At 54.9% G+C, this 18,329-nt stretch carries 16 protein-coding genes; 11 read left to right on the top strand and 5 right to left on the bottom strand.

Going from position 1 to position 18,329, the window contains the following annotated elements; all coding sequences use genetic code 11:
* Positions 1-57: 57 nt before the first annotated feature.
* The 5 genes from glyS to J1782_RS12735 all read right to left on the bottom strand — a co-directional run bounded on the left by glyS (position 58) and on the right by J1782_RS12735 (position 5,759).
* Complete coding sequence (gene glyS / locus J1782_RS12755; RefSeq protein WP_165060699.1) at positions 58-2,127, bottom strand: glycine--tRNA ligase subunit beta; 2,070 nt, start codon at positions 2,125-2,127, stop codon at positions 58-60.
* 9 nt (positions 2,128-2,136) lie between these two features.
* Positions 2,137-3,051 (bottom strand): glycine--tRNA ligase subunit alpha, encoded by a 915-nt coding sequence (gene glyQ, locus J1782_RS12750; protein ID WP_152323717.1) that lies wholly within the window; start codon positions 3,049-3,051, stop codon positions 2,137-2,139.
* A gap of 111 nt (positions 3,052-3,162) precedes the next feature.
* Positions 3,163-3,447: a type II toxin-antitoxin system RelE/ParE family toxin gene (locus J1782_RS12745; RefSeq protein WP_152323718.1), complete on the bottom strand. Its 285-nt coding sequence runs from the start codon at positions 3,445-3,447 to the stop codon at positions 3,163-3,165.
* Positions 3,437-3,685, bottom strand: coding sequence for a type II toxin-antitoxin system Phd/YefM family antitoxin (locus J1782_RS12740; protein WP_152323719.1), 249 nt, complete (start codon positions 3,683-3,685; stop codon positions 3,437-3,439). Before J1782_RS12740 ends, J1782_RS12745 begins: the two co-directional genes overlap by 11 nt.
* 73 nt (positions 3,686-3,758) lie before the next feature.
* Entirely contained in the window at positions 3,759-5,759 is a 2,001-nt protein-coding gene (locus tag J1782_RS12735) for an autotransporter outer membrane beta-barrel domain-containing protein (protein ID WP_217153274.1), read from the bottom strand.
* Positions 5,760-5,942: 183 nt separating this feature from the next.
* On the opposite strand from J1782_RS12735, the gene J1782_RS12730 reads away from it, so the two are divergent.
* The 11 genes from J1782_RS12730 to J1782_RS12680 all read left to right on the top strand — a co-directional run bounded on the left by J1782_RS12730 (position 5,943) and on the right by J1782_RS12680 (position 18,302).
* Positions 5,943-6,509, top strand: coding sequence for a DNA-3-methyladenine glycosylase I (locus tag J1782_RS12730; RefSeq protein WP_152323721.1), 567 nt, complete (start codon positions 5,943-5,945; stop codon positions 6,507-6,509).
* Positions 6,506-6,949, top strand: a complete 444-nt coding sequence (locus J1782_RS12725) for an N-acetyltransferase (protein ID WP_208951426.1) — start codon at positions 6,506-6,508, stop codon at positions 6,947-6,949. The genes J1782_RS12730 and J1782_RS12725 overlap by 4 nt, the downstream gene beginning before the upstream one ends.
* Before the next feature lie 223 nt (positions 6,950-7,172).
* Entirely contained in the window at positions 7,173-7,835 is a 663-nt protein-coding gene (locus tag J1782_RS12720; RefSeq protein ID WP_152323786.1) for an OmpA family lipoprotein, read from the top strand.
* 102 nt (positions 7,836-7,937) lie between these two features.
* Positions 7,938-8,945, top strand: coding sequence for a LacI family DNA-binding transcriptional regulator (locus J1782_RS12715; protein WP_217153273.1), 1,008 nt, complete (start codon positions 7,938-7,940; stop codon positions 8,943-8,945).
* 140 nt (positions 8,946-9,085) lie between these two features.
* Positions 9,086-11,212: an alpha-galactosidase gene (locus J1782_RS12710; RefSeq protein WP_217153272.1), complete on the top strand. Its 2,127-nt coding sequence runs from the start codon at positions 9,086-9,088 to the stop codon at positions 11,210-11,212.
* Positions 11,213-11,270: 58 nt separating this feature from the next.
* A complete protein-coding gene (locus tag J1782_RS12705; protein ID WP_217153271.1) occupies positions 11,271-12,557 on the top strand; it encodes an MFS transporter in 1,287 nt (428 codons plus the stop codon).
* A 68-nt stretch (positions 12,558-12,625) separates the two neighbouring features.
* Entirely contained in the window at positions 12,626-13,660 is a 1,035-nt protein-coding gene (locus J1782_RS12700; protein ID WP_152323726.1) for a LacI family DNA-binding transcriptional regulator, read from the top strand.
* 212 nt (positions 13,661-13,872) lie between these two features.
* The gene (locus tag J1782_RS12695) at positions 13,873-14,622 is read left to right on the top strand and encodes a sugar phosphate isomerase/epimerase (protein ID WP_217153270.1); all 750 of its coding nucleotides are present in this window, start codon (positions 13,873-13,875) and stop codon (positions 14,620-14,622) included.
* A 28-nt stretch (positions 14,623-14,650) separates the two neighbouring features.
* Positions 14,651-15,928 carry an MFS transporter gene (locus J1782_RS12690; RefSeq protein WP_152323728.1) on the top strand — a complete coding sequence of 426 codons (1,278 nt, stop codon included), beginning with the start codon at positions 14,651-14,653 and terminating at the stop codon, positions 15,926-15,928.
* Positions 15,929-15,942: 14 nt separating this feature from the next.
* Positions 15,943-16,920 (top strand): glyoxylate/hydroxypyruvate reductase GhrB, encoded by a 978-nt coding sequence (gene ghrB, locus J1782_RS12685; protein ID WP_165060680.1) that lies wholly within the window; start codon positions 15,943-15,945, stop codon positions 16,918-16,920.
* Between the two features lie 131 nt (positions 16,921-17,051).
* A complete protein-coding gene (locus J1782_RS12680; RefSeq protein WP_165060677.1) occupies positions 17,052-18,302 on the top strand; it encodes a valine--pyruvate transaminase in 1,251 nt (416 codons plus the stop codon).
* The last annotated feature ends 27 nt before the right edge of the window (positions 18,303-18,329 follow it).

Below are 18,329 nucleotides of genomic sequence, written 5' to 3'. Positions count from 1 at the left end.
CATCTGATAAGGTGCCTTGCTCCTCCCCCTTCGCAGAGGGAGGAGCAAAAACTTCACTTACTGAAGCAGCGAAATATCCGCGACCTGCAGGAACAGCTCACGCAGCTTGGACAGCAGTGTCAGGCGGTTGATACGCACCGCCTCGTTCTCATCCATCACCATCACGGTGTCAAAGAACGTATCGACGGTTTCGCGCAGCGCAGCCAGTTCCACCAGCGCTTCTTTGTACTCACCGGCCGCAAACAGCGGTTCCAGTTTGTCGCGCAGAACCACCAGATGCGTCGCCAGTTTCAGCTCGGCAGGTTCTTTCAGCACGGAGGCGTGAACGTGATCCAGCAGAACGTCGGTGGATTTCGCCAGAATGTTCGACACACGTTTGTTAGCCGCCGCCAGCGTTGCCGCTTCATCCAGCGTACGGAAGTAGCTCACCGCTTTCACACGCGCATCGAAATCGGCCGGTTTGGTTGGACGACGTGCCAGCACGGCCTGAATGGTATCGACCGCGTGACCTTCTTCCTGATACCACGCGCGGAAACGACCGAGCATGAAATCAACCACCTCATCGACAACCTTGGCGTTAGTCAGCTTGTCGCCGTACAGGCGCACCGCTTCTTCGGTCAGGGTTTGCAGATCAAGAGACAGGTTTTTCTCAACGATGATACGCAGCACGCCCAGCGCAGCACGGCGCAGTGCGAACGGGTCTTTATCGCCTTTCGGATGCTGACCGATGCCGAAAATTCCGGCCAGGGTGTCCATCTTGTCAGCGATAGCCAGCGCACAAGCCACCAGCGATGCCGGTAATTCGTCGCCCGCAAAGCGTGGCTGATACTGTTCGTTCAGCGCAACGGCGACTTCTTCCTGCTCGCCGTCGTGACGCGCATAGTGCATGCCCATCACGCCTTGGGTGTCGGTGAACTCGAAGACCATGTTGGTCATCAGGTCGCATTTTGACAGCAGGCCGGCGCGTTTAGCGTTCTCAACGTTGGCACCGATTTTCTCAGCGATCCAGCCAGACAGCGCCTGAATGCGGTCGGTTTTATCACGCAGCGTACCCAGCTGTTTCTGGAACAATACGGTTTCCAGACGCGGCAGGTTATCTTCCAGACGTTTTTTGCGGTCAGTATTGAAGAAGAATTCGGCATCGGCCAGACGCGGGCGAACCACTTTCTCGTTACCGGAAATGATTTGCTGCGGATCTTTAGATTCGATGTTGGCGACAAAGATGAAGTTCGGCAGAAGTTTGCCCGCGGCGTCGTACACCGGGAAATACTTCTGGTCGCCTTTCATGGTGTAAACCAGCGCTTCCGCCGGGACTGCCAGGAATTTCTCTTCGAATTTCGCGGTCAGCACCACCGGCCATTCCACCAGAGAAGCCACTTCTTCCAGCAGGCTTTCGCTCAGATCGGCGATACCGCCAATCTCTTTCGCCGCTTTCTCAGCATCCTGTTTAATGATGGCTTTACGCTGCTCGTAATCCGCAATGACTTTGCCGCGTTCCAGCAGAATTTGCGGGTACTGATCGGCATTATCAATCGTGAATTCCGGCTCGCCCATGAAGCGGTGACCGCGAAGGGTACGCGCAGAATCGATACCCAGGATTTTCGCCGGGATCAGTTCGTCGCCTAACAGCAGGGTCACGGTGTGAACCGGACGCACAAACTGTACGTCAGAATCGCCCCAGCGCATCAGTTTAGGAATGGGCAGTTTAGCCAGAGAGGTCGCGATCATCGCCGGCAGCAGTTGTTGCGCGCTTTCGCCTTTGACGTGCGCACGGTAAACCAGCCATTCGCCTTTGTCGGTGACCAGACGGTCAGCCTGATCGACGGTGATGCCGCAACCACGAGCCCAGCCTTCAGCGGCTTTGCTTGGTTTGCCTTCGGCGTCAAACGCCTGCGCCACAGCGGGACCACGTTTTTCAACTTCGCGGTCAGCCTGTGATTCATGCAAACCGGAGACTTTCAGCGCCAGACGGCGCGGTGCAGCAAACCACTTAACGTCGCCGTGTGGCAGATTCGCCGCATCAAGCTCCGCAGTCAGGTTAGCGGCAAAAGATTCAGCAAGGCTACGCAGGGCCTTCGGTGGCAGTTCTTCCGTGCCGATTTCCACCAGAAAAGTTTTTTCAGTCATGGCTGTTTCTCACTTCTCGTTCTTTTTGCACATCGGGAAGCCCAGCACTTCGCGGGAAGCGTAATACGCCTCAGCTACCGCTTTAGTCAGGGTACGGATGCGCAGAATGTAGCGCTGACGTTCAGTCACAGAAATCGCTTTACGCGCGTCGAGCAGGTTGAAGCAATGGGCCGCTTTCAGAATGCGCTCGTAAGCAGGCAGTGCCAGCGGCTTTTCGAGCGCCAGCAGGGTTTGCGCTTCTTTCTCGTGCTGTTCAAAACAGGTGAACAGGAAATCGACGTCGGCGTATTCAAAGTTATAGGTGGATTGCTCCACTTCGTTCTGGTGGAACACGTCGCCGTAGGTTGTTTTGCCCAGCGGACCGTTACTCCAGACCAGATCGTAAACGCTGTCCACGCCCTGGATGTACATCGCCAGACGCTCCAGACCGTAAGTGATTTCGCCGGTCACCGGTTTACATTCCAGGCCGCCGACCTGCTGGAAGTAAGTGAACTGCGTCACTTCCATGCCGTTCAGCCACACTTCCCAGCCAAGACCCCAGGCGCCGAGCGTCGGGTTTTCCCAGTTGTCTTCAACGAAGCGGATATCGTGGACAAGCGGGTCAAGGCCCAGCTCTTTCAGGGAACCGAGGTACAGTTCCTGAATGTTTTCCGGTGACGGTTTGATCATCACCTGGAACTGATAATAGTGTTGAAGGCGGTTCGGGTTTTCGCCGTAGCGGCCGTCAGTGGGACGGCGTGATGGCTGAACATAGGCTGCCGCAAAAGGCTCAGGGCCGAGTGCGCGCAGGCTGGTCATCGGGTGCGAGGTGCCTGCACCGACTTCCATATCCAGCGGTTGAACAATGGTGCAGCCCTGCTGCGCCCAATAATCTTGCAGTGTCAGGATCAGGCCCTGAAATGTCTTGGTATCAAACTTTTGCATGTTGGATTCGCACGCGAGAAAGTGGGTTTATAAAGAGTCGGACAGTATACCCGCTGAACGGAAGATAATCACACAACAGATCCCTGTGAACTACCTTAAAAACGCCAGTATTCAGCGCTTCTCTGCCAGTTTATAGGCTTCATTGCCCTCACGTTTATCAATCGCGACAACAATTACCACGATTTCCTGATCCTCAACCTGATAGACCAGACGGTAGCCGAGGCTCTTCAATTTAATTTTATAACGGTTAGTTTTTGGGCCACATAAACGGGCAGAAACAACATGAGGATTTTCGAGCCGCTCAGCGAGTTTCTTTTTAAACTGGTCTTTAATGGGAGGTGCCAGCGCCTTCCATTCTTTCAGGGCTGACTTCAGAAAATCGATTTTATAAGTCATCCAGCGTCAGCCTTATCCTTTCTTCGCCCTGCCGCGCATCCATTATGCGGTTTAGTTCCACGTCTTCTGCAAGACTCAGGAAATAGGCGTAAACCTCTGGTGGAACACAATAAAAGGCCGGTTCATTACGGTTAAGGATCGCCACGGCTTCACCTTCTCCGGCGGAGAACGTTCCCATCGGATCACGTTTTAGCTCGGTAATACTGGCGGCTGAGGAAGTGAGTATTTCAAACGGCATAGCTTTTCTCCTGTCACACTATGCCGTTATTATAGCCTTAAAAGCATCTTTAAAAGCACCCTTTAAGATGCTTTTAAAATCTTGCGCTGATCCCCGCGTTGTATGACGTTTGTTCGCCGGAATCCAGTCCGGTGCTCTGGGAGACGGCGGCAAAGGCGGAAATGCTATGGGTGATCTGGACGTTGGCGCCGACGGTCATATCGACCCAGTCGTCATCCTGCTCGCCTGTGGTGCGGCTAAAATGCGTGCGGGTGGATTTGATGGCACCGGTCGCGGTATAGGTTTTGTCCCCAAACTGCCGGTCATACGTCACCTGTGCATATGGATTGACGATGCCGAGTTCTGCATTTACACGCCAGCCGAGTGCGCCGATCTGCGAATGGGACGTCTGGTCGCCAAAGCGCATTGAGGTGCTGTTGTTACCTTGCTCGCTGTAGCCATTGATGCTGCTGTAATCCCAGCTGTATTGCGCTACAGGGCCGGTTTTCAGCACCGGTAAAATTGGGAAATCCCAGCCCGCGGTGACGCGTCCGCCGATCTGTTTACCGTCTGTCTCACCGCGCTCAGTGCGGGTGGTGGGCCCGAGCGTGATGCGGCGGTTAATGTCATCATAATTGAGTGAACCATAATGCACATCGCCGTTGATCCAGCCGTTTTCGGCGATTTTCACGCCGGTAAACGCCGTCGCCATCCAGCCGCGTGTGCGGTAGCTGTAATGGTCAGTCGGATCCTGTTTATCGTCTGAACCGGAAATCATCAGCCCCATCATCCAGCGATCGGTCATCTGATAATCCATGCCGATATTGAGCGAATTCGAGGTCAGATCGCCATCCCCCAGCGACGGATTGATTTTGCTGTCGGCACTCTGCCCGGCATACCCGCCAAACATACCAAACGTACCGGCATCGTTATCCTGCGTGCGCAGTTGCTGATAACGGCTGTCGAGCAATCCCTGCGTATTTCGCGCCAGCGCCAGCGAGCCCTGATTCAGCGCCGTGGCTTCCAGCGGACCGTTGATCACCGATTGCATGTACTGGGCGATCAGCGCGTGCGCCTGAGGTGTCGGGTGGAAATGATCGGAAAACAGGAACGATTTACTGGCGTCGAAGCCCGGCAGATTCGAGGTGCATTCCGACGCGGATGTCCCGACCGGACAGGCCGTGCCGGCAGTATTGGCGAAACCGTATAACGCCGGATCGGCTACCACTTCGTTGAACAATCCGTTGATATCCACGCGGGCAATATTGCCGCCAGTTTTCGCCAGCGCGATATCCTCAGTGGTGTTGTAGGTATCGGTCAGGCCGCCCGCTACGTCTTTGAGCGCGTCATACGCTGCCGCCAGCCCTTTGGCGATAACGTCCTGCACCAGCGGAATACCGGAACCTTCCGCCGCGGCTGCGGCCAGAGCCTTGTGAATCGCTTCGGTACGGGCACCGGCATCCGGCGTATTCTGCGCATTCAGATACTGATAGGCCGCTTCCAGCGCCTGTTGCTGCACCGGCAGTAATCCGACCTGAATCACGCCTTCCATCAGTACCGGCGTCAGTCCGATGTTGGGCACCGTCGGCACGATGACCGTTCCGGCACCCGCCTTCAGTAAATCATTCACCTGCGAGGCCGCCTGCGTGGCGCTGTTGGTGGCAATTTGCAGCGCCGTGACCGGATTCAGGCTCAGCGCCGCAGCGGCCAGATCGTTACCGCCGATCCAGTGAATATACAGCCCGTTCGGGTCGGCTTTGCCGCCGGTCGATGCCAGATAATGTTGAACCTGTTCCTGCGTGGTGTAATCGGAATCCAGCCCCGGCACCGCGACGCCGCCGCCTTCGGCATAGTTCTGCCCGCCTTGTGAAGAGGGTTTTAAGGTCGTGCCGATGTTGTTCGCCAAAATTTCGTCATACAGCTGATGTGAGCTGCTGTCGAAGGTCCAGCGGCCAATATTGCCGGTATCACTCAGGCTGTCGCCGAAAACATACAGCTGATCATAAGCCTGCGCTGAAGCCTGCGTTCCGAGGCAAAGCGCCACGGCGAATGCGCCCTGCGTCAGCCGTGTTGCGTACTTTTTTGTGCCTGCCATAAACCTGTTTTCCTGAAGTTTCAGCGGCGCATGCCCCTGATTAAATGTAAGGAATTCGTAATGAATGGCTTTAAATATTGTTCAGATCCGACCAGCGTCAAGTTCACGGTGCGCAAATTGCGACGTTGCAGAGTTATCCGAGAAACCACACACTGGAGCCCACGCTTTCAAGGAGAAAACGAGATGACGCGCTGTAGCTGGGTTTCCAAAGAACCGATTTACCTCGATTACCACGATAAAGAATGGGGCGTGCCGGTCAAAGATGGCCGCGAGTTGTTTGAGATGTTGTGCCTCGAGGGCCAGCAGGCAGGACTTTCGTGGATAACCGTGCTGAGAAAGCGCGAAAATTACCGCCAGAACTTCCACGCGTTTGATCCGGTGAAAATTGCCAAAATGACTGACGACGACGTTGAACGCCTGGTGCTTGATGCCGGTATCATCCGCCATCGGGGAAAAATCAAAGCCATTATCGGTAACGCGCAGGCATATCTGGCCATGGAAGCCAGCGGTGAAAGTTTCTCAGAATTCATCTGGAATTTCGTGGGCGGCCAGCCGGTCATCAATAATCCGCTCGGCCCGGAAGGCGTTCCGGCGAAAACGACGGTGTCCGATGCCATGTCCAGGGCACTGAAAAAGAAAGGCTTTAAATTTATCGGTTCAACGATTTGTTATGCCTTTATGCAGGCAGCCGGGCTGGTGAACGATCATCAGTCTTATTGCTTCTGCCATCCGGCGAATCAGCCGTCATGATCCGCCTTGCGCAGCCCGCCGATCACGAAACCATTTTGTTGCTCTGGCTGCGCAGTTCTCTGATCTCTCACTCTTTTATTGCCGAATCCTACTGGATTGAAAGCCTGCAAATGGTGAGGGAAGATTTTTTGCCCAAAGCCCGCATCTGGGTGGATTGCGATACAAATGATGAAATTTGCGGCTTTATCGGCGTGCTGAATCAGCAGTTTATCGGTGCCCTGTTTGTCGAAGCGTCCCATTACGGCGACGGTACCGCGCAACGGCTGATGGCGGCGGCTAAGGAGGAATATCCGGTTCTGCTGCTCGAGGTGTACCAGCAAAACCACCGTGCGATGGCGTTCTATCGTAAGGAAAACTTTGAGATCACCGCCGAAACCCGTCATCCCGGCACCGACATGCCCACCTGGATCCTCCGCTGGTTCCATCCCCTTTCCGAATAAGTTCCCAAAATCTGCAAAAATACAAAAACAGATAACCGGAATTCTCCTACTGCTTAACGCCCCAAAATTGCGCATAAAGAGCGCCAGAACGCCGCAGGGCTGAACTCTGCCTGTTGCATTTGTTTATGTTTTGACACCTTTTTCTGTGCAACTTGCCGCCAAAAGAGCAGTCATAATGCCGCAGTAAAGTTCTGAAAAATTAAACATCCAGAAAGGAATAATGATGAACAAAAGACTTCTAGTGGTTGCAGGCGTGCTGTGTGTGACGATGGGCCTTTCCGCCTGTACCACCAACCCTTACACCGGGGAATCAGAAGCAGGCAAATCCGGCATTGGTGCGGGCATCGGTGCCGCACTCGGCGCGGGCGTCGGTATGCTTTCTTCATCCAAACACGATCGCGGCAAAGGCGCGCTGATCGGGGCAGCGGCAGGGGCTGCACTGGGTGGCGGTGCGGGTTATTACATGGATGTGCAGGAATCTAAACTGCGCGACAAGATGAAAGGCACCGGCGTCAGCGTGACCCGTCAGGGCGACAACATCGTGCTGAACATGCCGAACAACGTGACGTTTGACACCAACAGCAGCACGCTGAAACCGGCAGGTGCAAATACGCTGACCGGCGTGGCGATGGTGCTGAAAGAGTATCCGAAAACCGCCGTTAACGTCGTCGGTTACACCGACAGCACCGGTACCCGCGCGCTCAACATGAAACTTTCACAGCAACGTGCTGATGGCGTCGGCAGCGCGCTGATCACTCAGGGCGTTGAAGGCAGCCGCGTACACACCACTGGCGCAGGCCCGGACAATCCGATCGCCAGCAACAGCACTGAGGCCGGTAAAGCGCAGAACCGTCGCGTCGAGATCACCCTCAGTCCGTTGCAGTAAATTTTGTCCTTCCCCTGATAAAAACGGAGCCATTCGGCTCCGTTTTCACGTTTGTGATATTCTCCCGCCACGCGCCTTCCCCCCTGTGTAACGGATGCCAGTATGTCTCTGAAAGCGATTGCGAAAGATCTCGGTCTCTCTGTCACCACCGTCAGCCGTGCGCTGAACGGGTACGATGATGTTTCAGCGGATACCAAAGCGCGGGTTCAGGCGGCAGCAGATTTACGCGGCTACCGGCCAAACACTCTCGCCCGCCGGTTGAAAATGGGGAAGATCGACGCCGTTGGCCTCATTTTCCCTTTCACTTCTCATCCGTTGAGCAATTCCGCGTTTATCGAAATGGTCGGCTGTATCACCCGCGAACTGGCAAAATATGAAATCGATTTACTGCTGGTGCCGGATGAACTGGGCACGTTTTCCTGGCGGCGGCTGATCGAAAGTAAACGCGTCGATGCCATGCTGGTGGCGCATACGCTGGATAACGACCCGCGACTGCTGGATTTACAACAGCGTAATTTTCCGTTTCTGGCACTGGGGCGCAGCCAGTGTCTGACGCAGGATTACGCCTGGTTTGATTTCGATAACCGCGCCGGAATGCAGATGGCAGTCGATCATCTGGCCACACTCGGGCATCAGCGCATCGCTTTTCTCGGCGAAAACAATCAGCAATCATTTATCGGCCAGCGCTATCAGGGTTATCTCGACGGTTTGCGGGCAAACGCGCTGCCGCACAATCCTGATTACGTGCATAAAATCAGCCCGAGCCGTCGCGCCGGTTATCAGACTACGCAGGCGCTGCTGACGTTGCCGGTGCCTCCGACGGCCATTGTCTGCGACTGCAATATGCATGGCGAAGGTGCCGCGCTGGCGTTGCAGGAAGCCGGATTACTGCTCAGCGGCGGTATTTCCCTGATTATTTTTGACGGTTTGCCGGGCGACAGCGTGCCCGATGTCGCCGTTACCGCCGTCCGTCAGGGCACGCGCGAAGCGGTCGGCCTGCAAATTGCCACGATGACCATGGCGCTGATCCGCAACGAACCGCTGAAAAATTTGCAGGTTCTCTGGCAGCCCGAATTGCAGGCAGGCGTCACCGTCCATCCACCACGCTGATAATTCACCCTTAGGTTATTTTTCCACCCTATATCACATTTTTAACTTTTCTCATTTCCTATCCGAAACGTTTCGGATCAATAGTTACTCCACCTGATCGCGTCTTATCAGCGCAATTTTATGTGTGGAGCAGTGACTATATGGAAAACCAGATTATTCATTTAACCGGCGGACAGACCAGCCTGATCGTCCGCTGCACGCCTTACGCTGAGATTCTTTACTGGGGAAACCGCCTCAGTCAGTTTTCTGCGGATGACATTATTTCGCTGAGCCGCGCAGTGCCAAATGGCCGGATTGATGTGGAAGCGCCGGTGAATTTCAGCGCCGATTCAGGCCGCGGTTCTTTTGGTACGCCGGGCATGGAAGGTCATCGCGACGGACTGGACTGGTCGCCGGTGTTCAATACCACGCAGGTCAAGCACGACGGCAATCAGCTGACGATCACCACCGAAGACGCGATCGCCGGTTTGCAATTTCGCAGCGAACTGCGCCTTGATGACAGCGGCGTTTTACTGGCACGCAACGCACTGACCAGTCTCAAACCCGGCACGTATCAGGTCACGCGGCTGGCTGTCACCCTGCCGCTGCCGGAACGCGCCGCCGAAGTCATGGCGTTTCATGGCCGCTGGATCAAAGAGTTTCAACCGCACCGCACACTGCTCGGTCATGGCGGCATCATTCAGGAAAACCGCCGCGGGAAAACGTCCTCCGAATATTTTCCGGCGATGATGATCGGTCATCCGGGTTTCAGTGAAGAACAGGGCGAAGTTTGGGGAATGCATCTGGGCTGGAGCGGTAACCACCGTCTGCGCGCTGACATCAAAACCGACGGTCGCCGTCTGGTGCAGGCCGAAGCGTTGTATTTCCCCGGCGAACAGCGCCTGGAACAGGGCGAAACGCTGGAAACCCCGTGGCTGTACGCCAGTTATTCCGCCAGCGGCCTGAACCGGATGAGTCAGCAGTTCCACCGGTTTGTGCGTGAACAGATTTTGCGGTTCCCGACCGAGAAACCACGTCCGGTGCATCTTAATACCTGGGAAGGCATTTATTTCGATCACGATCCTGACTACATCATGCAGATGGCGACAGAATCCGCCGCGTTAGGCGTTGAACGATTCATTATCGACGACGGCTGGTTTAAGGGGCGCGACCACGATCGCGCCGCGCTGGGGGACTGGTATCTCGATGAGAAGAAATACCCGAACGGGCTGAAACCGGTGATCGACCACGTTAAAAATCTCGGCATGGAATTTGGTATCTGGGTCGAGCCGGAAATGATTAACCCGGATTCGGATTTGTACCGCGCCCATCCCGACTGGCTGCTGGCATTGCCGGGTTATCAGCAGCCGAGTGGCCGTCATCAGTTCGTGCTCGACCTGAACAATCCGCAGGTCTTTGATTATCTGGTGGAACGCATGAGCTGGCTGCTCGGCGAGCACGATGTCGATTACGTGAAATGGGACATGAACCGTGAAATCGTCCAGCCCGGCCATGAAGGCCGCGCGGCGCTGACGGCACAAACGCAGCAATTCTACCGTTTGCTGGATGTGCTGGGCGAACGCTTCCCGCACATCGAGTTTGAATCCTGCGCGTCCGGCGGGGGCCGCATTGATTTCGAAGTGCTCAAACGCAGCCATCGTTTCTGGACATCGGACAATAACGACGCGCTGGAGCGGCAGAAAATTCAGCGCGGCATGAGCTATTTCTTCCCGCCGGAAGTCATGGGCTCGCACATCGGCAATAAACGGTGCCACGCCACGTCACGCCAGCACAGCATTGAATTTCGCGGCCTGACGGCGCTGTTCGGCCATATGGGCATTGAGCTGGATCCGGTGAAAGAAGGGGAGGCTGAGCGCGCCGGTTTTGCGAAATATAGCCGCCTGCATCAGCAGTTGCGCCCGTTATTACACAGCGGCGAGGTGTACCGCGTAGATACGCACGACGAAACGGTGCTGATTAACGGCGTGGTAAGCGTGAACAAAGATCACGCGGTGTTTCTGGTCAGTCAGCTGGCAATGCCAACCTGGTCGCTGCCCGGTACGTTACGCGTGCCGGGGCTGAAAGCAGATGCGCGTTATCGCGTGACAGTGCTTGATGAACCGGCGTTGCTGAAAGGCGGCGGCAGCGGTCACACCATGCGTGTACAACCGGCGTGGCTGCATGAATCGCCGGTGCTGAGTGGTGAATGGCTGGCAAATGCCGGGGTGGCGTTACCGGTACTGGATCCTGAAAGCGCCCTGCTTCTGGGCTTCGAACAAATCAGATAATAACTAAAAACACCGGTGCGACAGTGCCGGTTTTCATGGTTTCGGCAAGGAAATCACTATGAACCCTACACAAACTTCCGACCGCTGTTTCTATAAAAACAATGCCAACTTCTGGATATTTGGCAGCTATTTCTTCCTCTATTTCTTCATTATGGCGACCTGTTATCCGTTTTTACCGATCTGGCTTTCGGACATTATCGGCCTGAGCAAAACGGAAACCGGCATCGTGTTTTCCAGCATGTCGCTGTTCGCCATTTTGTTTCAGCCGATTTTCGGCGTTATTTCTGACAAGCTCGGCCTCAAAAAACATCTGCTGTGGATTATCGCCGTGCTGCTTTTCCTGTTCGCGCCGTTCTTCATTTACGTTTTCGCACCGTTGTTAAAACTCAATATCGTGCTCGGCGCCATTCTCGGCGGTGCCTATATCGGTTTCGTGTTCGCGGGCGGTTCAGGCGCAACTGAGGCATATATCGAAAGAGTCAGCCGCAACAGTTCATTTGAATACGGCAAGGCGCGGATGTTCGGTTGTTTCGGCTGGGGAATTTGTGCCTCGACAGCGGGCGTGCTGTTTAACATTAATCCCGACATCGTGTTCTGGATGGGTTCCGGCGCGGCGCTGATCCTGATGGTTCTGCTGCTGATTTCCCGCCCGCAGGAAAACAAGAATGCGGTAGTGATGGATAAACTCGGCGCCAATCAGCCGCAATTCTCACTGAAAACGGCGGCTTTGTTGCTGAAAGAACGCAAACTGTGGATGCTGATTTTGTACGTTATCGGCGTCGCCTGCGTCTACGACGTATTTGATCAGCAATTCGCCACGTTCTTCAAAACCTTCTTTGCATCACCGCAGCAGGGCACGGAAATGTTCGGCTACGTCACCACCGCGGGCGAGCTATGCAACGCATTGATCATGTTCTGTTCGCCGTGGATTATTAACCGCATCGGCGCGAAAAATACGCTGCTGCTGGCGGGCACCATTATGTCGATCCGCATTGTCGGCTCGTCATTTGCGACCACCGCCATCGAAGTTATTTTACTCAAAATGCTGCATGCGCTGGAAGTGCCGTTCCTGCTGGTCGGCGTATTCAAATACATCACGCAGATTTTTGATGTCCGGTTCTCGGCGACCATTTATCTGATCGGGTTTAACTTTGCCAAACAGCTGGCGGCCATCTTCCTTTCGGCGTTCGCCGGTAACTTGTATGACCGCATCGGGTTCAGCGATACCTACCTGATCCTTGGCGGTATTGCCTTTAGCGTGACAATCATTTCGGCCTTTACGCTGAGCAGCAGACCAAAGACCGGGACGGTTTCCGGGGTGCAAACGGCGCAGGGATTGCGCTGACTTACGGGATGCAGCCTTTCGGCACTCTGTGCTAGTCTCCGTGGGACTAGCATGAGGAGAGAAAGGCTGTGAGTAAAAAACAGGAACCGGGCGCACCGGTACGCGCCACGATACGTGATGTCGCCAGCGCCGCGAAAACGGGTAAAACCAGCGTTTCACGTTATCTCAACGGTGAAAAAGACCTGCTGTCCGACGCGTTAAAAGAACGCATCGGACGGGCGATCGCCCTGCTCGATTATCAGCCCAGCCAGATGGCGCGCAGCTTGAAAAGCGGCCAGACGCGTCTGATTGGCCTGATTATTGCCGATATCACCAACCCGTATTCCGTTGAAGTCATGCGCGGTGTCGAAGCTGCCTGCCGCCAGCAAGGGCTGACGCTGCTGGTGTGTAACACCAATAACGAGCTCGATCAGGAAAAACATTATCTGCAATTGCTCAGCAGTTATCGCGTGGACGGCATTGTCGTGAACGCCGTCGGAATGCGTGAAGCGGCGATTTCCACGCTGCAACAGGCCAATTTACCGATGGTACTGATCGACCGTAAAGTCGCGAATTTTGCCTGCGACGTCATCGGCCTGAACAACGTCGAAGCCACGCAGATGATGACCAATCATCTTCTGCAACAGGGTTTTGAAGCTCTGCTTTTTATCAGCGAGCCCGCCACCATTAATACCCGTTTTGACCGTCTGCGTACTTTTCTCCATCGCATGCAGCAATCGCCGCAGCACATCGCCGAACAGGGCGAGATTGAGATTTCGAATACCGACGGACTGGATAATCTGCTGCGTGAATTTATTGCCCGCCATCCCGACAAACGAAAAGCCGTAATGTGCGTGAACGGTACGCTCACATTGCAGGTCGCTCGCGCCATGCGACGGCAGGGGATTGTCTGGGGGCAGGACATCGGATTATCTGGTTTCGACGAACTGGACTGGGCCGAACTGGCAGGTGTCGGGATCACTACGCTTAAACAACCGACCTACGAAATGGGCGTGGCCGCGCTCGGCCAGCTGGTCGCGCGGATACAGGGAAATACCGATCCCGTTAAAGACCTGGAATTCTCCGGCGAGCTGATTGCACGTGGTTCCACGGCAGCGCGCTGATTCTTTTCCCCTCCGTTTCCTGCCCCGTTCTTCGTGAGCGGGATCATGTTTTAGGCCTTTTGTTCTGTTGATTGGAACCGGTTCCAATTAGGTTGTATAAAACGAAACAAAACATTAACAACACCTCCAACTGGCGTTTGTTTTACTAAAATGATGTTTTGGATTTGATCGCCTGCGCCGCCGCAGTGGCGCGTTTACCAGGATACACACGCATGAAAAGAGAAGTCGTCATTGTCACCGCCGCTTACGGAAACAGCGTGGTGAAGGCCCTTGGCGGGCAGGCCGCGCTGCTTTCAATCATTGCAGACGCGCAGGCAGACGGTGTGGAAATTCGTCGTGAATTGTTCAGCGAGCAGGAACTGGATGCCCTGCCCGAACTGGCGGAAAACATTAAGCGCCACGGGCTGTTTTCGATCTATTCGGTGCCCTTCCCGCTGTTCATTTCAGGCGGCAAACTGAATCCGGATGCAAAAAAGTATTTTTCCGAAGCGCATGTTTTAGGTGCCCGCACCATTAAGTTTTCACTGGGCGAATTTGAACCCGGTGCCGACCTGACGCCGTTGCGCGTACTGCTGGATTCTCAGACCGTCAAATTGGTGGTGGAGAATGATCAGTCGAGTGATTGCGGAATTTTGTCGCGCATTAATGCCTTTGCGTTTGCGGCGGAATCGCTGCATCTGCCGCTGAGCCTGACGTTTGATACAGCGAACTGGCTGTGGGTGGGACAGGATCCGAGTGCGGCCGCTGAACGACTGGCACGCCATGTGGGTTATGTGCATGTGAAAGCGGCGGAACAGCGAGACGGAAAATGGCACGCCGTGGCGCTCGATAACAGCGATGGCAGCTGGGAACCTTTATTGAAAATGTTGCCTCAGGATGTGCCGCGCGGCATCGAATTCCCGCTGGAAGGGGATGACCTGACCGCCGTGACGCGTTACTACGTCGAACTACTGCGTCAGTAATTCTGATGCCTCATCCGGAGAAATCACCATGAAACAACCCGGGATCGCCGCCCGCCGGTGGTGGTACATCATGCCGGTCGTGTTCATCACGTACAGCCTGGCCTATGTCGATCGCTCGAATTTCAGTTTCGCGTCGGCGGCGGGCATTAATGACGATCTCGGCATCACCAAAGGTATGTCGTCCCTGCTGGGCGCGCTGTTTTTCTTGGGCTATTTCTTCTTCCAAATCCCCGGCACGATTTACGCCGAGCGGCGCAGCGTTAAAAAACTGATTTTCTGGTGCCTTTTACTGTGGGGCGGATTCGCCTCGCTGACCGGTGTCGTCACTGATATTCCGATGCTGGCAGTGATCCGATTCGCGCTGGGCGTGGTGGAAGCCGCGGTCATGCCCGCGATGTTGGTGTATATCAGCAACTGGTTTACGAAGTCCGAACGTTCGCGTGCCAATACGTTTCTGATCCTCGGCAATCCGGTCACGGTGCTGTGGATGTCGGTGCTTTCCGGCTATCTGATCAAGTCGTTCGGGTGGCGGGAGATGTTTATTTTCGAGGGTATTCCGGCGGTGATCTGGGCGATTATCTGGTGGTTTACCGTCAAAGATAAACCCGAAGAAGTCAGCTGGCTGAGCAGTCAGGAGAAGAAAGCGCTGGCCGCACAGCTGGAAAAAGAGCAGAAAAGTATTCAGGCGGTGGGCGGTTATCGCGAAGCTTTCCGTTCGCGGAACGTCATTTTCCTTTGCCTGCAATATTTCTTCTGGAGCATCGGCGTGTACGGTTTTGTACTGTGGCTGCCGTCGATTTTGCGCGACGGGAAATCGATGGGCATGGTCGAAGCGGGCTGGCTGTCGTCCGCGCCGTATCTGGCGGCCACGATCGCCATGATTCTGGTGTCGTGGGCTTCCGACAAGATGCAAAACCGCCGGTTATTTGTCTGGCCACTTTTACTGGTCGGCGCGCTGGCATTCTTTGGTTCATGGGCCGTTGGCACAAACAATTTCTGGCTTTCGTACAGTTTACTGGTGGTCGCTGCCGCGGCAATGTATGCCCCATATGGCCCGTTTTTCGCCATCATTCCTGAAATGCTGCCGAAGAATGTTTCCGGCGGCGCAATGGCGTTAATCAACAGCCTCGGAGCGCTTGGCTCGTTCTTTGGTTCCTGGTTTGTCGGTTATCTGAACGGTAATACGGGCAGCCCGGCAGCCTCCTTTATTTTTATGGCCGTGTCGTTACTGGTTTCCGCAGGATTAACCCTGCTGGTAAAACCGCGACAATCTGAAATGAAACAAAAAGAAGTTTCCTTAACCTGAGGGAGTTGTAATTGATGAAGCCGTCTATCGTTGTGTATAAGAAACAACCCGCAGACCTGCAACAACGCCTGGAACAGCATTTCGCCATCACTCAATTTGATGACATCACTGAAGAAAACCGTGCGCAGGTTTTAGACGCTTTGCAGAACGCAGAAGGACTGCTGGGCTCAGGCGGTCGGGTGGATAAAGATTTGCTGGATCACGCGCCGCGCCTGCGCGCCGTTTCCACCAGCTCCGTAGGCTACGATAATTTTGACGTCGCGGAACTGACGCGTCGTGAAATCCCGCTGATGCACACCCCGACCGCGCTGACCGATACGGTCGCTGATACCGTGATGGCGCTGGTGCTGGCGACGGCCCGCCGCGTCGTGAATCTGGCCGAACGTGTGAAAGCGGGTGAATGGACAGAAAACGTCGGCCCGGACTGGTTCAGCATCGACGTTCACCACAAAACCATGGGTATCGTGGGTATGGGCCGCATCGGCCTGGCGCTCGCTCAGCGTGCGCATTTCGGTTTTGATATGCCGATTCTGTACAACGCACGCAGTCAGCATACCGAAGCGGAAGAGCGTTTTGGCGCACGCAAATGTGAGCTGGACGAACTGCTGGAGAAATCTGATTTCGTCTGTGTTCTGCTGCCTATGACCCAACAAACGTTCCATCTGATCGGCAAGGAACAGCTGGCGAAAATGAAATCCAGCGCCGTGCTGGTCAGCGCCGGTCGTGGCCCGGTCATTGATGAACCTGCGCTGATTGAAGCCCTGAAAGACGGGACGATTTATGGTGCCGGGATGGACGTGTTCGAGAAAGAACCGTTGCCGAAAGATTCTCCGCTGCTGAGCCTGCCCAACGTGGTGGCGCTGCCGCACGTGGGATCCGCGACACATCAGACCCGTTACGATATGGCGGCCTGTGCGGTGGATAACCTGATCGCCGCCCTGAACGGCGACGTTAAACAGTTCTGCGTGAATCCTGAAGTTCTCAGAAAGTAACCCCTTCCTTCTCCTTCCCTTTCAGGGATTTTTGAAAGGGAAGGACAGTTCAAAACCCCGTGGTCGGATTGCACTGCTTAGCCTCAGGCGTTATGGTGGGCATCACATTTCGATAACATACAAAGCTTTCTATGACGTTTTCTGCTTTCGGTGACAAATTTACCCGTTTTTCAGGCATTACCCGCCTGATGGGCGATATGAATGACGGTTTACGCACACCAGGTGCTGTGATGTTGGGCGGCGGTAATCCGGCGCAGATCCCTGAGATGCAGGATTATTTCCAGACGCTGCTGACGGAAATGCTGGCCGAAGGCAAGCTGACCGAAGCGCTGTGCAATTACGACGGCCCTCAGGGCAAGGACGTGCTGCGTCACGCACTGGCAGAAATGTTGCAGAAAGAACTCGGCTGGCAGCTCGATGCGCAAAATATCGCGCTGACCAACGGCAGCCAGAGCGCCTTCTTCTATTTATTCAATCTGTTCGCCGGACGTCGCGCCGACGGCAGCATGTCGAAAGTGCTGTTCCCGCTGGCTCCGGAATATCTGGGTTACGCGGACGCCGGGCTGGACGAAAATCTGTTTGTTTCCGCCAAACCGAATATCGAGCTGTTGCCCGAAGGCCAGTTCAAATATCACGTCGATTTTGATCATCTGAATATCACTGATGATATCGGCCTGATCTGCGTTTCACGCCCGACCAATCCGACCGGCAACGTGATTACTGACGAAGAGCTGATTCGCCTCGATGCACTGGCGCAGCAGAAAGATATTCCGTTATTAATCGATAACGCCTATGGGGTGCCGTTCCCCGGCATCGTGTTTACCGACGCAACGCCGCTGTGGAACCCGAATATCATTCTGTGCATGAGCCTGTCGAAGCTCGGCCTGCCGGGTTCTCGCTGCGGCATCGTGATTGCCGATGAGAAAATCATCAAAGCGATCAGCAACATGAACGGGATTATCAGTCTGGCACCGGGCAGCGTCGGGCCTGCCATCGCCACAGAAATGATTGCCCGTGGTGACTTGCTGAAGTTATCAGAAAACGTGATCAAGCCGTTTTACTCTCAGCGTGTGCAGGAAACCATCGCCACGCTGCGCCGCTATCTGCCGGAAGAACGCTGCCTGATCCACAAACCGGAAGGCGCAATTTTCCTGTGGCTGTGGTTTAAGGATCTGCCGATTACTACTGAAGTGTTGTATCAGCGCCTGAAACAGCGCGGCGTGCTGATGGTGCCGGGGGATTATTTCTTCCCGGGGCTTGAGCATCCGTGGCCGCATACGCATCAGTGCATGCGCATGAACTACGTGCCGGATGCGGAACAGATTGAACGCGGCGTGAAAATTCTGGCGGAAGAAGTCGAAAAAGCGCACGCCGAAAATTAATTTTCCTGCACGACAGGCATAAAAAAA

This window comes from Rahnella sp. BCC 1045 (assembly GCF_019049615.1).
Classification (GTDB): domain Bacteria; phylum Pseudomonadota; class Gammaproteobacteria; order Enterobacterales; family Enterobacteriaceae; genus Rahnella; species Rahnella contaminans.
Note: the sequence above shows the minus strand (reverse complement) of the source record. Positions and strands in the feature narration are given on the sequence as shown.

Excerpts from the sequence above, each read along its gene's own strand:
- J1782_RS12725 (WP_208951426.1), top strand. The coding sequence starts at position 6,506 with ATGATCCGCCTTGCGCAGCCCGCCGATCACGAAACCATTTTGTTGCTC.
- J1782_RS12715 (WP_217153273.1), top strand. The coding sequence starts at position 7,938 with ATGTCTCTGAAAGCGATTGCGAAAGATCTCGGTCTCTCTGTCACCACC.
- J1782_RS12695 (WP_217153270.1), top strand. The coding sequence starts at position 13,873 with ATGAAAAGAGAAGTCGTCATTGTCACCGCCGCTTACGGAAACAGCGTG.
- J1782_RS12710 (WP_217153272.1), top strand. The coding sequence starts at position 9,086 with ATGGAAAACCAGATTATTCATTTAACCGGCGGACAGACCAGCCTGATC.
- J1782_RS12735 (WP_217153274.1), bottom strand. The coding sequence starts at position 5,759 with ATGGCAGGCACAAAAAAGTACGCAACACGGCTGACGCAGGGCGCATTC.
- glyQ (WP_152323717.1), bottom strand. The coding sequence starts at position 3,051 with ATGCAAAAGTTTGATACCAAGACATTTCAGGGCCTGATCCTGACACTG.
- J1782_RS12745 (WP_152323718.1), bottom strand. The coding sequence starts at position 3,447 with ATGACTTATAAAATCGATTTTCTGAAGTCAGCCCTGAAAGAATGGAAG.
- J1782_RS12740 (WP_152323719.1), bottom strand. The coding sequence starts at position 3,685 with ATGCCGTTTGAAATACTCACTTCCTCAGCCGCCAGTATTACCGAGCTA.
- J1782_RS12720 (WP_152323786.1), top strand. The coding sequence starts at position 7,173 with ATGAACAAAAGACTTCTAGTGGTTGCAGGCGTGCTGTGTGTGACGATG.
- J1782_RS12705 (WP_217153271.1), top strand. The coding sequence starts at position 11,271 with ATGAACCCTACACAAACTTCCGACCGCTGTTTCTATAAAAACAATGCC.
- glyS (WP_165060699.1), bottom strand. The coding sequence starts at position 2,127 with ATGACTGAAAAAACTTTTCTGGTGGAAATCGGCACGGAAGAACTGCCA.
- J1782_RS12680 (WP_165060677.1), top strand. The coding sequence starts at position 17,052 with ATGACGTTTTCTGCTTTCGGTGACAAATTTACCCGTTTTTCAGGCATT.
- J1782_RS12690 (WP_152323728.1), top strand. The coding sequence starts at position 14,651 with ATGAAACAACCCGGGATCGCCGCCCGCCGGTGGTGGTACATCATGCCG.
- ghrB (WP_165060680.1), top strand. The coding sequence starts at position 15,943 with ATGAAGCCGTCTATCGTTGTGTATAAGAAACAACCCGCAGACCTGCAA.
- J1782_RS12730 (WP_152323721.1), top strand. The coding sequence starts at position 5,943 with ATGACGCGCTGTAGCTGGGTTTCCAAAGAACCGATTTACCTCGATTAC.